The sequence below is a fragment of the Janthinobacterium sp. PAMC25594 genome (genome assembly GCF_019443505.1).
GTDB lineage: Bacteria > Pseudomonadota > Gammaproteobacteria > Burkholderiales > Burkholderiaceae_D > Janthinobacterium.
The window spans coordinates 5,563,709-5,576,496 of the sequence record NZ_CP080377.1; the positions used below are offsets into that span (position 1 = coordinate 5,563,709).

At 64.1% G+C, this 12,788-nt stretch carries 10 protein-coding genes; 7 read left to right on the forward strand and 3 right to left on the reverse strand.

Features of this window, described 5'->3' with window-relative positions; all coding sequences use genetic code 11:
* Positions 1-170 precede the first annotated feature (170 nt).
* Both cphA (KY494_RS24925) and cphA (KY494_RS24930) read right to left on the reverse strand, forming a co-directional pair.
* Positions 171-2,741: a cyanophycin synthetase gene (gene cphA, locus KY494_RS24925; RefSeq protein ID WP_219133861.1), complete on the reverse strand. Its 2,571-nt coding sequence runs from the start codon at positions 2,739-2,741 to the stop codon at positions 171-173.
* Positions 2,742-2,806: 65 nt separating this feature from the next.
* Positions 2,807-4,984 (reverse strand): cyanophycin synthetase, encoded by a 2,178-nt coding sequence (gene cphA / locus KY494_RS24930; RefSeq protein WP_219888578.1) that lies wholly within the window; start codon positions 4,982-4,984, stop codon positions 2,807-2,809.
* A gap of 467 nt (positions 4,985-5,451) precedes the next feature.
* On the opposite strand from cphA (KY494_RS24930), the gene KY494_RS24935 reads away from it, so the two are divergent.
* The 4 genes from KY494_RS24935 to KY494_RS24950 all read left to right on the forward strand — a co-directional run bounded on the left by KY494_RS24935 (position 5,452) and on the right by KY494_RS24950 (position 9,284).
* Positions 5,452-7,734 carry an ABC transporter ATP-binding protein gene (locus KY494_RS24935; protein WP_258194434.1) on the forward strand — a complete coding sequence of 761 codons (2,283 nt, stop codon included), beginning with the start codon at positions 5,452-5,454 and terminating at the stop codon, positions 7,732-7,734.
* Between the two features lie 2 nt (positions 7,735-7,736).
* Positions 7,737-8,207, forward strand: coding sequence for a DUF1854 domain-containing protein (locus KY494_RS24940; protein ID WP_219888579.1), 471 nt, complete (start codon positions 7,737-7,739; stop codon positions 8,205-8,207).
* 133 nt (positions 8,208-8,340) lie between these two features.
* A complete protein-coding gene (locus KY494_RS24945) occupies positions 8,341-8,817 on the forward strand; it encodes an MbcA/ParS/Xre antitoxin family protein (protein ID WP_257572033.1) in 477 nt (158 codons plus the stop codon).
* Positions 8,814-9,284 (forward strand): RES family NAD+ phosphorylase, encoded by a 471-nt coding sequence (locus KY494_RS24950; protein WP_219888580.1) that lies wholly within the window; start codon positions 8,814-8,816, stop codon positions 9,282-9,284. Before KY494_RS24945 ends, KY494_RS24950 begins: the two co-directional genes overlap by 4 nt.
* A gap of 7 nt (positions 9,285-9,291) precedes the next feature.
* Here KY494_RS24950 and KY494_RS24955 read toward each other — a convergent pair whose 3' ends face one another.
* Positions 9,292-10,806, reverse strand: a complete 1,515-nt coding sequence (locus KY494_RS24955; protein WP_219888581.1) for an AMP nucleosidase — start codon at positions 10,804-10,806, stop codon at positions 9,292-9,294.
* A gap of 123 nt (positions 10,807-10,929) precedes the next feature.
* Between KY494_RS24955 and KY494_RS24960 the strand changes: the two genes are divergently transcribed.
* Genes KY494_RS24960 through KY494_RS24970 form a run of 3 tightly spaced genes read left to right on the forward strand, consistent with a single transcriptional unit; the run spans position 10,930 to position 12,757 of the window.
* A complete protein-coding gene (locus KY494_RS24960; protein WP_219888582.1) occupies positions 10,930-11,529 on the forward strand; it encodes a TetR/AcrR family transcriptional regulator in 600 nt (199 codons plus the stop codon).
* A 17-nt stretch (positions 11,530-11,546) separates the two neighbouring features.
* On the forward strand, positions 11,547-12,350 hold the full coding sequence (map, locus tag KY494_RS24965; RefSeq protein WP_099666967.1) for a type I methionyl aminopeptidase: 804 nt from the start codon (positions 11,547-11,549) through the stop codon (positions 12,348-12,350).
* 2 nt (positions 12,351-12,352) lie between these two features.
* Positions 12,353-12,757: a hypothetical protein gene (locus KY494_RS24970; RefSeq protein WP_219888583.1), complete on the forward strand. Its 405-nt coding sequence runs from the start codon at positions 12,353-12,355 to the stop codon at positions 12,755-12,757.
* Positions 12,758-12,788 lie beyond the last annotated feature (31 nt).

Below are 12,788 nucleotides of genomic sequence, written 5' to 3' on the forward strand. Positions count from 1 at the left end.
GTGCCCCACCTTCTCGTCAGCCCACTGATGTTTTCTTATGAGCAATTTTCATGCCTGAATTTACAAGCTTGCAAGAGGGCTTTTGCACCATGCGGGTGCGCGCAGGAAGGCGACGGGCGCCAATAAAAAGGGCGGCCCGCAGGCCGCCCTTGTGCGCAGTGATGCGGTGCTTACGCTTCGGCGACGCGCTTGGCGATGTGCGCCAGCGCTTCTTCCACCTGGTCGATCAGGATCAGGCACAGATCGCCTTCGTTCAAACGCGCCAGGGCCTTGTCGATGGCGACGAATTCGCCGTTGATTTCATCGATATGGCTGGTGCGCTTGGCGCCGTTCAAGCCCTGGCGCAGCAAGGCCACGACTTCGCCGTCGGCGCGGCCGCGCTGGCATTGATCCTGGTACAGCAGCACGTCGTCGAAGGCGGCGCCGAGGATTTCCGTCTGTTGGCGGATGTCTTCGTCGCGGCGGTCGCCGGCGCCGCTGATGACCACCGAACGGCGCTTGGCCGGCATGCTTTCCACTGCCTGCACCAGCGCCAGGATGGCGTCCGGATTGTGGCCGTAGTCGGCGATCAAGGTGGCGCCCTTGTAATCGAACACATTGAAGCGGCCCGGCGCATTGTCGGCTTCGTTGGCAAAGGTTTTCAGGCCCAGCGCGATGGTTTTCCAGTCCAGGCCCACGGCCCAGGCGGCGGCCAGCGACGCCATGACGTTGTCGACCTGGAAGCCGATGGCGCCGTTGCGCGTGATCGGCACCTGCGACAGGGCGATTTCGTGGCGTTCCTTGCCCTGCGCGGCGACCAGCTTGCCGTCTTCCACGTACACCACGCGGTTGCCCTGCGCGCGGTGCGTGGCCATCACGGGATGCGTCTTGTCGGCGGCGAAGAAGGTCACCGTGCCGCTGCAATTCTTGGCCATGCGCGCCACGGCAGGGTCGGTGGCGTTCAGCACGGCCACGCCGCTGTCGGCCACGTTCTGCACGATCACCCTTTTGAGTACCGCGAGGTCTTCCACGGTGGTGATGTAGTTCAGGCCCAGGTGATCCCCGGCACCGATATTCGTCACCACGGCGACCTGGCAGCGGTCAAAAGCCAGGCCTTCGCGCAGCATGCCGCCGCGCGCCGTCTCGAACACGGCCGCGTCCACGTCCGGGTGCAGCAGCACGTTGCGCGCGCTGCGCGGGCCGCTGCAGTCGCCGCTGTCGATCTGGCGTCCTTCGATGTACACGCCATCGGTATTGGTCATGCCGGTGCGCAGGCCCGAGGTGGTGAGCAGGTGGGCGATCAGGCGCACGGTGGTGGTCTTGCCGTTGGTGCCGGTAACGGCAACGACGGGGATGCGGCCATCGTCGCCCTCGGCGAACATGGCGGCGATGATGGCTTCGCCCACGGGGCGCGGCTTGCCGAACGACGGCGCCAGGTGCATGCGCAAACCTGGTGCTGCGTTCACTTCGACGATGCCGGCGTTCTGCTCTTCCAGCGGTTTCAGTATGCTTTCGGAGACCACGTCCACGCCGCAGATGTCCAGGCCCACCATGTGCGCGGCGGCGACGGCGCGCGCCGCCACTTCCGGGTGCACGTCGACGGTGACGTCGGTGGCCGAGCCGCCCGTCGACAGGTTGGCGTTATTGCGCAAGATCACGCGCTGGCCCACGGGCGGCACGGATTCGGCCACATAGCCCTGCTTGGCCAGGCTGGCCAGGGCGATGTCGTCGAAGCGGATTTTCGTCAGCGAGGTGGCGTGGCCGCTGCCGCGGCGCGGGTCCAGGTTGACCTGGTCGACCAGTTCGCGCACCGTGTGCTGGCCGTCGCCCACCACTTGCGGCGGGTCGCGGCGGGCCGCTGCCACCATCTTGTTGCCGATGACGAGCAAGCGGAAATCGTGGCCCGGCAGGTAGCGTTCGACGAGGATGTCGTCGCGGAATTCCTGCGCCGCGAGGAAGGCGGCCGTCAGCTGTTCGCGCGTGGTGACATTGACGGTGACGCCCTTGCCCTGGTTGCCATCTTTTGGTTTCACGACGACGGGCAGTCCGATCTCGCAGGCGGCGGCCCAGGCGTCGTCCGCATCGATGGCGACACGGCCGTGCGGCACCGGCACGCCGGCCGAATCGAGCAGCTTCTTGGTCAGTTCCTTGTCCTGCGCGATGGCTTCGGCAATCGCGCTGGTGCCGTCCATTTCGGCGGCCTGGATCTTGCGTTGCTTGCTGCCCCAGCCGAACGTCACCAGGCTGCCTTCGGTCAGGCGGCGGAACGGGATGTTGCGCGCCACGGCGGCGTTGACGATGGCGCCGGTGGACGGTCCCAGGCGCACGTCTTCATCGAGTTCCTGCAACTGGTGCAGGGCGCCGGTCAGGTCGAACGGCGCATCGTCGAGCGCGGCCTGGCACAGCTGCTGCGCCAGTTCCAGGGCCAGGCGGCCGACGGCTTCTTCCGAGTATTCGACGACGACCTGGAAGATGCCCGTTTCCAGGGTCGGCGTGGTGCGGCTGAAGGTGACGGGGCAGCCGGCTTGCGCCTGCAGGCCCAGCGCCGCCAGTTCCAGCACCTGCGCCATCGGCGCGGCGTTGTAATTGCCCAGCGGTTGCAGCGGGCTCAGATGCGGAAAGCGCGCGCGCAGGCGGGCTTCGAAGCCGGGCAACTGGGCGATGTCGAGTTCCTGCGTGGTGCAGGAAACAATGGCTTCCACGGCGGTGTCGTGGCTCCAGAGGTTAGGGCCCCGCAAGGCCCGTACGCGAGATACTTCCATAATTAAACCGTAATCCTGTTGTGTTCTTGTGGGCCCGGCCATCCTGGCCGGGCTTGAGTGCTGTCTTAATTCCCGATGCAGCCGGGGGCTGCGTCGAACGTGCGCAAGCCTGCGCAAATCAAATCGACGGGCAGGTTCATGGCCCAGGCGGCGGCCGCAACGGCCAGCACGCTGTCGACATTGCCGGCCGTGGCCGGTTTCAGCAGGTCCAGGCACAGCAAGACCGTTTCGATGCCGCCTTCGGCCAGCACGATATGGTTGCCGCGCACGAATACGGCACGCTGGCCGGCGGCCAGCTGCGCCGCGATGGCCGGCAAGCTGCCATCCTGCGCGTACAGGGTCACCGTGCCGTCGCACAGTTCGGCCAGTTCCAGCACGTGCGCGTTGGCGGCGTTCAGCACGGCCACGCCCGTTGGCACCACCACGTCGACCTGGCTGCGTACGGCCTTGTACAGGCCAGCATCGTCGAGCACGTCGAAATCCTTGACGCTCTCCAAACTGCCCATGTCGGTGACGATGCCGACCTGGCACTTGTCGTAGGCCAGGCCTTCGGCCAGGATCATGCGCGGATTGCTTTCGAACAGGGCCGTCTGTACGGTGCGGTTGAGCAGCAGGCGCTGGCCCGCGTCCCAGTTCACGCAATCGCTGCTGACGACTCTGCGCTGGTCCAGGTACATGCCTTCGCTGCACACGGCGCCCGTGTGCAGGCCCGACAGGTTGAGCAGTTTGCACAGCATGCGCACGATCAGGCTGGCGCCGCGCGTGCCCGTCACGCCGATCAGCGGAATGCGGCCCGTTTCCTCTGGCGCGAACAGGTGGTCGACGATGGCCGCGCCCACAGGGCGGGGCTGGCCCACGCCCGGCTTGATGTGCGCCAGCAGGCCGGGGCTGGCATTGACTTCGATGATGGCGCCGCGCTGCTCTTCCAGCGGACGCGTGATGTCGGTGGTGACCAGGTCGATGCCGGCGATATCGAGGCCCACCACGCGCGCGGCGAGCAGGGCCGCGTGCACGACGGACGGATGCACGTCGTCCGTGACGTCGATGGCCACGTTGCCGTTCGGCTGGATCAGCACTTTCTGACCCGCTTGCGGCACGGACAGGGCGGTCATGCCCTGGCGCTGCAGTTCCAGCACGATTTCGCCCGATTCATGCGGCTTGACGGTACCCAATGGAAAATCTTCGCCTTCGCCGCGGCGCGGATCGGTATTGATCTGCGTGTTGACCAGGTCCAGCACGGTGGAGACGCCGTCGCCGTCGACCCACAGGGATTCGCCCTTGGCGGCCGCGATCAGCTTGTTGCCGACGACGAGCAGACGGTGTTCGTCGCCCGTGATGAAGCTTTCCACCAGCACGGCCGAGCTGTCGCCCTTGCGCGCGGCCAGTTCGTAGGCTGCCTTGACGTCGCTTTCGGTCATCAGGTTCAGCGACACGCCGCGGCCATGGTTGCCGTCATATGGCTTGACGACGACGGGCACGCCGATGTCCTGCGCTTCTTCCCAGGCCGCCTCGGCGCTGCGCACCAGGCTGCCTTCAGGGACGCGCACGCCGCACGATTTGAGCAGGAATTTGGTGAGGTCCTTGTCGCTGGCGATGCCTTCGGCAATCGCGCTGGTGCGGTCCGTTTCGGCCGTCCAGATGCGGCGCTGCGCGGCGCCGTGGCCCAGCTGCACCAGGTTGCCGTCGTTCAGGCGCAGCGAAGGGATGCCGCGCTCGGTGGCCGCATCGACGATGCTGGCCGTGCTCGGACCCAGGCAGCGCGCGTCGACCATGTCGCGCAGGGGCGCCAGGGCCGCTTCCAGGTCGTAGGCTTCATCGTTGATGGCGGCCATCAGCAGTTCGCGCGCGGCGGCCAGGGCCGCGCGGCCCACGTGCTCTTCACGCGTGCGGAAAGCCATCTTGTAGACGCCGCGCTGGCTGGTCGAGCGCGTCTGGCCGAAGCCCGTGCGCATGCCTGCCAGGTTTTGCAATTCCAGCACCACGTGTTCGAGGATGTGCGCCGACCAGGTGCCTTCGCGCAGGCGCTCGAAAAAGCCGCCCCGTTCTCCCACGCCGCAGCGGTGCTCGATCATGCCGGGCAGCCATGCCACCAGACGCTCGTACAGGCCGGGCAGGGTATTCGATGGGTAATCTTCCAGTTCGCCGATGTCGACCCAGGCTTCAATCACCGGGCGATACGTCCAGATGTTGGGGCCGCGCAAGTGGGTGACGCGGGCAAATTCGATGTTCTTCTTCTTGATCATGTAAGTGGTTTCTTGATAACAAGCCAGGCGTCTGGGCGCCAGATACTTTATGGTGGCTCTACAGAGTCTTTTCAGGCTCGTGCTTGGTTCTTTATCCCGGGTATGCGCAGTGTGCCACTTTTAGCGGCCTCTTGTCGCGTTTGCTTCTCGTATTCTGCTGCTGTTGTCATTCTAATTGTTACTAAATGTTGCCTTACTTGTTATAAAGATACCGACTCCGGGCCAAGCTGGAGCATTTGCGCAACAGCGGGCTGTTGTATACTTGTCGCTGGTCGATGGCTGCTCATTTTTTGCGCCGTTTTGCCATCCAATCCTTACCGGCAGGCATCCATTCGATACAATACAGGAAATTGCCACTGGTGCATCCACCTCGCCATCGCGCAGTACACAAACATTGATCGGGCGTCTGCCCCATCCCCCAAATCCCGCCCTGAAGGGCTTGGCCTCGAGCCGGAGTATGCTTTACGATGACAACTGAACTGAGTGTTCCTGCAACAACTATTCCCCTCAACTCGCTGCCTGCGCCTGTCGCAGAGGCCTGGCTGGCGGAGGTGGAGAGCAAGCTTTCTCCAGGGGAGAACGTTTTAAGTAGCGTTGAGGTTGACCTCGATGCGCGATTACGTTTCACAAAAGGCATAATTGTTGTTACCGAGAAGCGTTTGCTGGCCCGTTCGCCGGGCGATACCGCCTGGAAAAGCTGGTCTTTCCGCCCTGGATTGCGCCTGACGCACCATGACCACGCCGGTGTCGGCCACCTGGAACTGTTCGATGACCACGGCCGCCTGGCCTCGTGGCGTTTTACTTTGGGCCAGAATCTGCACGCGATCCGCGTGCTGGAGCAGTTCGTCGAGCGCCTCGACAGCCACCTGACGGGCCAGCCCGTGCTGCAAGCGGAGCAGGAAGTGTGTCCGAGTTGCAAGGCGCCTCTGGAGCCGGAGCAGGAAGAATGCCCGATCTGCGCCAAGGTGCTGTACACGCCGCCATCGACCTGGACCCTGTTCCGCCTGTGGCGCTTCGCCCACCCTTACCGTGGCCAGCTGGCCCTGGGCTTCATGCTGATGCTGCTGAGCACTGCCGCGCACATGATTCCGCCTTACCTGACGGCGCCGCTGATGGACAATGTGCTGATCCCGTATCAGAACGGCAAGCACATCGACCCGTGGCTGGTGGTGTACTACATGAGCGGCTTGCTCGGTTCGGCCCTGCTGGCCTGGCTGCTGGGCTGGGGCAAGACGTATGTGCTGGCCCTGGTGTCCGAACGCATGGGCGCCGACTTGCGCTCGGCCACGTATGAACACCTGATGAAGCTGTCGCTGGAATTTTTCGGCGGCAAGCGCACGGGCGACCTGATGTCGCGCATCGGCAGCGGCAGCGACCGCATCTGCGTCTTCCTCTCGCTGCACTTGCTCGATTTCGCCTCAGACGTGCTGATGATCATCATGACGGGCGTGATTCTGTGGTCGATGAATCCGTGGCTGGCCATCATGACCCTGGCGCCGCTGCCCTTCATCGCCTGGATGATCCACCTGGTGCGCGACCGCTTGCGCACGGGCTTTGAAAAGATCGACCGCGTGTGGAGCGAGGTGACCAACGTGCTGGCCGATACCATCCCCGGCATTCGCGTGGTAAAAGCGTTTGCGCAGGAAAAGCGCGAAGCGGCCCGCTTCCGCGACGCCAACGCGCACAACCTGGCCGTCAACGACAAGTTGAACAAGGTCTGGTCGCTGTTCTCGCCTACCGTCTCCTTTTTGACGGAGATGGGTTTGCTGGTCATCTGGTGCTTCGGCATCTGGCAATTGTCGCGCGGCGAAATCACCGTCGGCGTGCTGACCGCCTTCATCGCCTACAGCACGCGCTTCTATGGCCGGCTCGATTCCATGAGCCGCATCGTTTCCGTGACGCAGAAATCGGCGTCCGCCGCCAAGCGCATCTTCGACATCCTCGACCATGTGTCGAGCGTGCCGGAACCGGCGCACCCTGTGAAACTGGAGAAGATCGAAGGCAGGATCGACCTGCGCGAAGTCGGTTTCCGCTACGGCAACCGCGCCGTCAACCGTGGCATCACGCTGAACATCAAGGCGGGCGAGATGATCGGCCTGGTGGGCCACAGCGGTTCGGGCAAGAGCACGCTGGTCAACCTGATCTGCCGCTTCTATGACGTGTCGGAAGGGGCGATTTTGCTCGACGGCGTCGACATCCGCTCGTTCGCCGTGTCCGACTACCGCCGCAACATCGGCCTGGTGCTGCAAGAGCCGTTCCTGTTCTTCGGCACCATCGCGGAAAATATCGCCTACGGCAAGCCGCACGCGTCGCGCCAGGAAATCATCGCCGCCGCGCGCGCCGCGCATGCGCACGAATTTATCCTGCGCCTGCCGCAAGGCTACGATTCGATGGTGGGCGAGCGTGGACAGGGTCTGTCCGGCGGCGAACGCCAGCGGATCTCGATCGCCCGCGCCCTGCTGATCGATCCGCGCATCCTGATCATGGATGAAGCGACATCGTCGGTCGATTCGGAAACGGAAAAAGAGATTCAAAAGGCGCTCGACAACCTGGTGCAGGGCCGCACGACGATCGCCATCGCGCACAGGCTGTCGACCCTGCACCGGGCCGACCGCCTGGTGGTGCTGGACCGGGGCCAGGTCGTCGAAGTGGGCAGCCACGATGAACTGATGGCGAAAGAGGGCGCCTATTTCCGCCTCTACGAAGCACAGGCGCGCAACAACGAACTCGCCCTGGATGACAAGGAATAAGCATGGCCAGTACAACTTTTACATTAAGCCGCGACCCCTTCGGCAAGCTGGTGATGACGGCCGAAGACGGCCAGGTCTTTGACGGCGTGGCGCCCGTGCGCGCCTTTCCCATCCAGTCGCCCGACGAAGGCATTTCGCTGGTGCTGGGCAACGGCAAGGAAGTCGCATGGATCGAGCGCCTCGACGCCTTGCCGGAACCGGCGCGCAGCCTGCTGCAGGAAGAGCTGGAAGGGCGCGAATTCATGCCCGAGATCGCGCGCGTGAAAAGCGTTTCCAGCTTTGCCACGCCATGCACCTGGCATGTGGACACGGACCGGGGCGAGACGCAGTTCGTGCTCAAGGGCGAGGAAGACATCCGCCGCATCGGCGCTGCGTCGCTGCTGATCGCCGATAACCACGGCATTCACTTTTTGATCCGCGACATGTTCAATATCGACAAGACGACGCGCAAGATACTCGACCGCTTCCTGTAAGGAGCGCCCTGGAACGCGGCGCAGTGCCGCCGCTCATGCCGTTCAGCCTGCGCTGAACGGCATTTTTTTTGACATGAGCAAACCTTGTGATTTGCCTCATTTGAGCTATACTTATGTCTTAAAGGAGGCGATTATGGCGCAGCAAGTTGACATTCCCGTCCCGCTCCAGCAAGCGAGGACGCTATACGAGGGCATGGTGCTGTATGGCTTTGATACTGATGCGCGCATTGCGCTGATACGGCGGGGCATTCCAGCTTCGACGATCAGCCGCCTGTCCGCGCGCATGGGCATGAGCAAGGAATTCCTGTTGTCCAGCCTGGGACTGTCGCGTGCCACCATCAGCCGCAAGGAGAAAGACGCCAGCTTGCTGTCGAAGGATGAATCGGAACGCGTACTGGGTGTTGAAACCCTGATCGGCATGGTGCAGGCGATGGTCGAACAATCGGGCGATCCCGCCGGCTTTGACGCGGCGCGCTGGGTCTCCGATTGGCTGAGCAAGCCGCTGCCTGCGCTGGCGGGCGCGACGCCGGCCAGCTACATGGATACCTTCGAGGGACAAAAACTGGTGGTGCAATTGCTGTCCATGACGCAGAGCGGAGCCTATGCATGAATGTGCTCTGGCGTATTGCCGTCGAGACGCCAGCCTATCCCGCCAGTGACCTGAGCGGCACCGGCGCAAGGATCACGGGCGGCCGCTGGAACAGCCAGGGCGCCCCCGTCGTGTATTGCTCGACAAGTATCGCCCTGGCCACCCTGGAAACCGTGCATTACCTGCGCGGTGGCGGCCTGCCGTTCAACCGTTACCTGGTGCGTATCGCCATTCCCGATGGCGTATGGAATGCGCGCCAGGTACTCGCCCCATTTCCCGGCGGCTGGGATGCCATACCGGCCGGCTTGTCGGGCAAGCGGGCCGGCGATGGCTGGATCGCAGCGGGAAAATCCGCCTTGCTGCTGGTGCCTTCCGTGATCGTGCCCGACGAATACAATGTCTTGCTCAACCCCTGCCATGCCGATGCCGCGGCAATCACCGCCAGTACGGTCAGGCGGTGGAGCTACGATCCCCGGTTTTTCCCTTGACGCACGCTTACTGAAACGCCACTTCCGCAAAGCTGCGCAATTTGCGGCTGTGCAGCCGGTCCACGCCCTGGCGGCGCAGCAGTTCCACGGCGCGGATGCCGATGCGCAGATGCTGGTCGACCCGTTCGCGGTAGAAGTGGTTGGCCATGCCGGGCAGCTTGATTTCGCCGTGCAGCGGCTTGTCGCTCACGCACAGCAGGGTGCCGTACGGCACGCGGAAGCGGAAGCCGTTGGCGGCGATCGTCGCGCTTTCCATGTCCAGCGCGATGGCGCGGCTCTGGCTGAAACGGCGCTCCGGCGTGCGCTGCGGCAGCAGTTCCCAGTTGCGGTTATCGGTGCTGGCCACCGTCCCCGTGCGCATGATGTGTTTTAAATCATGCCCCGTCAGCTGGGTGATTTCCGCCACCGCCGTTTGCAGCGCCTGCTGGATTTCCGCCAGCGGCGGGATCGGCACCCACAGCGGCAAGTCTTCGTCGAGCACGTGGTCTTCGCGCACATACGCATGCGCCAGCACGTAGTCGCCCAGGCTTTGCGTGGTGCGCAAGCCCGCGCAATGGCCGAGCATCAGCCAGGCGTGCGGGCGCAGCACGGCGATGTGGTCGGTGATGGTCTTCGCATTGGCCGGTCCCACGCCGATATTGACCATGGTGATGCCGCTGCCGTCGGCGCGCAGCAGGTGATACGCGGGCATCTGCGGCAGGCGCGGCGGCGCGGCGCCCAGCGCATCGTCGCTTTCCACGGTCTGTCCCACGCGGCGCGTGACGACGTTGCCCGGTTCGATAAAGGCGATGTAGCCGTCTTCGTCCGATGGCGCGGCGGCGTCCGGCGCGCGCTCCATCATGGCGTGCCCCAGGCGGATGAATTCGTCGATATAGAACTGGTAATTGGTAAACAGGACGAAGTTCTGGAAATGCTGCGGCGAGGTGCCGCTGTAGTGGCGCAGGCGCTGCAGCGAGTAATCGACGCGCGGCCCCGTGAACAGCGACAGCGGCTGCGCTTCGCCGTGCGCCGGTTCGTGCGTGCCGTTGGCGATGCCGTCGTCCATGGCCGACAGGTCGGGCAGGTCGAACAGGTCGCGCATGGCCAGGCGGCGGCCCGCATCCATATTGCCTTCGATATGATCATGCTCGGCGAACGAGAAATGCACGGGGATGGGCTGGGCGCTCACACCCACTTCCAGGTGCACTTTCTGGCCGCTGTTATGGTTTTTCAGCAGCAGGGTGAACTGGTCGAGGTAATAGTCGCCGAACAGGTCGGGCCGCGTCAGCGTGGTTTCAAACACGCCGGGACCGGCGACAAAACCGTAGGCCAGCGGCGAGTCGGCGCGCGCCACGGTGTCCGTCTGGATGCGCACGAAGGGGTAGCAGGCGCGCACGCGCTCGTGCATGTCTTCGCCGGCGACAAAGCGCTGCAGCGCATCGCGCAGGTGTTCAATGCTGCCGCGGTAAATGGCTTGCACCTGTTCCAACGCCAGGCGTGGATCGTCGAAGCGGGAGGAGGCGATGAAGGGGGGCGTAAGCAAGCGGATTCTCCTGGTAGCGGTTCGTGCATACCATTGTAAGGCAGCGGGGCAAGTCGCGTTGGATGCGTTTCTTGCCTGCCTGGGGCGCTTGACGGATTCAAATAGAATCTGTATTCTATTTGAATGGTCAGACTCGCCAAATTCAACGAAAACAACTTCATCGACAGCGCGATCGCCGTCGCCGCCCAGTGCGGCGTAGCCGCCGTGTCGATGGCCGCCATCGCCGTCAAGGCCGGTGCGCCCATCGGTTCCGTGTATCACCGCTTCGACTCGCGCAACGCGATTTTGGCGCGCGCCTGGCTGCGCGTGAAAAGCGACTTCCGCGAGGAGGTGGCCAGCCGCTGGCTCGGCGGCGACACCTGGGCCGGCGTGCACGGCTTGCTGGACTGGTGCCGGCGCAAGCCCGTGTACGCGCGCTTCCTGCTGCAATGCGCGGACAGCCCCGATTTCAGCAGTGGCCTCAGCGAGGACTTGCTGGCCGCCGTGGAAGAGGAGCAGGCGGCGCTCGACGCCTGCTTTGTGCGCTGCGCCGAAGCCATGCCCGCCACCACGGAGCTGGACCTGGACCACATGCTGCTCAAATTCGTGCTGATCGACGCGCCCGTGGCCGTCGTCAAGCCTTACCTGACCCAGGAGCGGCCGATACCGGCCAGCGTCGACGCCATGCTGCGCGCTTCGCACGACGCCGTGCGCGGCTGGGCCTTACATGCCACATCACACTAACAAAGAAAAGAATCCCCATGCGCTATTCCACCCAGCTTGAACACGGCAAGAAAATCCCCCTGCACGACGAAGAAGGTTTCATCGGCATGCGCGCGGCCGGCCGCATCGCCGCCGACACGCTCGACTACATCGCGCCTTTCGTGAAACCGGGCGTCTCGACGGCCAAACTCGACGCCCTGTGCGAAGAATTCATGCGCGCCGCCGGCGCCATCCCCGGCACCATCGACTACCACGGCTACAAGCACGCCAGCTGCATCTCCGTCAATCACGTGGTCACGCACGGCATCCCGTCGGAAACGAAAATCCTGAAAGTGGGCGACATCCTCAACATCGACGTGACGCCGAAGTTCCAGGGCTGGTTCGGCGACACCAGCCGCACCTTCAAGGTGGGCGCCGTCTCCATCCTGGCCAACCGCCTCGTCAACACGGCGTATGAGGCCATGATGGCCGGCATCCACACGGTGCGTCCGGGCGCGACCCTGGGCGACGTGGGCGCCGCCATCGAGGCGGTGGCCAAGGCGCAGGGTTTCTCTTCCGTGCGCGACTTCTGCGGCCATGGCGTGGGCCAGGTCTTCCACGACACGCCGCAAGTGCTGCACTATGGCCGCGCGGGCACGGGCATCGTGCTCGAACCGGGCATGATTTTCACGATCGAGCCGATGCTCAACGTGGGCAGCTACCAGGTCAAGGTCTTGCCCGACAAATGGACGACGGTAACGAAAGACCGTTCGCTGTCGGCGCAGTTCGAGCACTCGCTGGCCGTGACGGAAACGGGTTTTGAGATTTTCACCCTGACCGGTTCGACCGATCCGCTGGTCTGAGCATGGATGCGGCCAGCGCCAGCCTGACGCAGCGCCTGCTGAACAAATACCGGCACGACGCGGAAGACGCGCTGCAGCAGGTGGCGCTGGCCGTGCTGCAGCAGGAAGGCATCCGCGACGACAGCGTGCTGCACCTTGATCGCATCGCGGCCCTGGCGCCGCCCGTCGCCGGCGTGGTGATGCTGGCCGAGTGGCTGGCCTATGTGGACTGGGAAGGCTTCGACAGCGCCTTGTACGTCAATATCGACGCGGTGGCGGCGTTCATCGCCGATGACTTGCTGCTGCCCGAGGCGGCCGCCAATCTGCTGCAAACGCGCGCTGCAGCCGTGTTTGAATCGCAGCGCCCTTTGCTGGCGACAGCGGCCTTGCGGTTCATCGAACGCCACATCGCGCTCTTTCCCGGATAGCGGCCTGCGTCTTACAATGGCGGCAAGCACT

Excerpts from the sequence above, each read along its gene's own strand:
- KY494_RS24950 (WP_219888580.1), top strand. The coding sequence starts at position 8,814 with ATGAATGTGCTCTGGCGTATTGCCGTCGAGACGCCAGCCTATCCCGCC.
- KY494_RS24945 (WP_257572033.1), top strand. The coding sequence starts at position 8,341 with ATGGCGCAGCAAGTTGACATTCCCGTCCCGCTCCAGCAAGCGAGGACG.
- map (WP_099666967.1), top strand. The coding sequence starts at position 11,547 with ATGCGCTATTCCACCCAGCTTGAACACGGCAAGAAAATCCCCCTGCAC.
- cphA (WP_219888578.1), bottom strand. The coding sequence starts at position 4,984 with ATGATCAAGAAGAAGAACATCGAATTTGCCCGCGTCACCCACTTGCGC.
- cphA (WP_219133861.1), bottom strand. The coding sequence starts at position 2,741 with ATGGAAGTATCTCGCGTACGGGCCTTGCGGGGCCCTAACCTCTGGAGC.
- KY494_RS24935 (WP_258194434.1), top strand. The coding sequence starts at position 5,452 with ATGACAACTGAACTGAGTGTTCCTGCAACAACTATTCCCCTCAACTCG.
- KY494_RS24960 (WP_219888582.1), top strand. The coding sequence starts at position 10,930 with ATGGTCAGACTCGCCAAATTCAACGAAAACAACTTCATCGACAGCGCG.
- KY494_RS24970 (WP_219888583.1), top strand. The coding sequence starts at position 12,353 with ATGGATGCGGCCAGCGCCAGCCTGACGCAGCGCCTGCTGAACAAATAC.
- KY494_RS24940 (WP_219888579.1), top strand. The coding sequence starts at position 7,737 with ATGGCCAGTACAACTTTTACATTAAGCCGCGACCCCTTCGGCAAGCTG.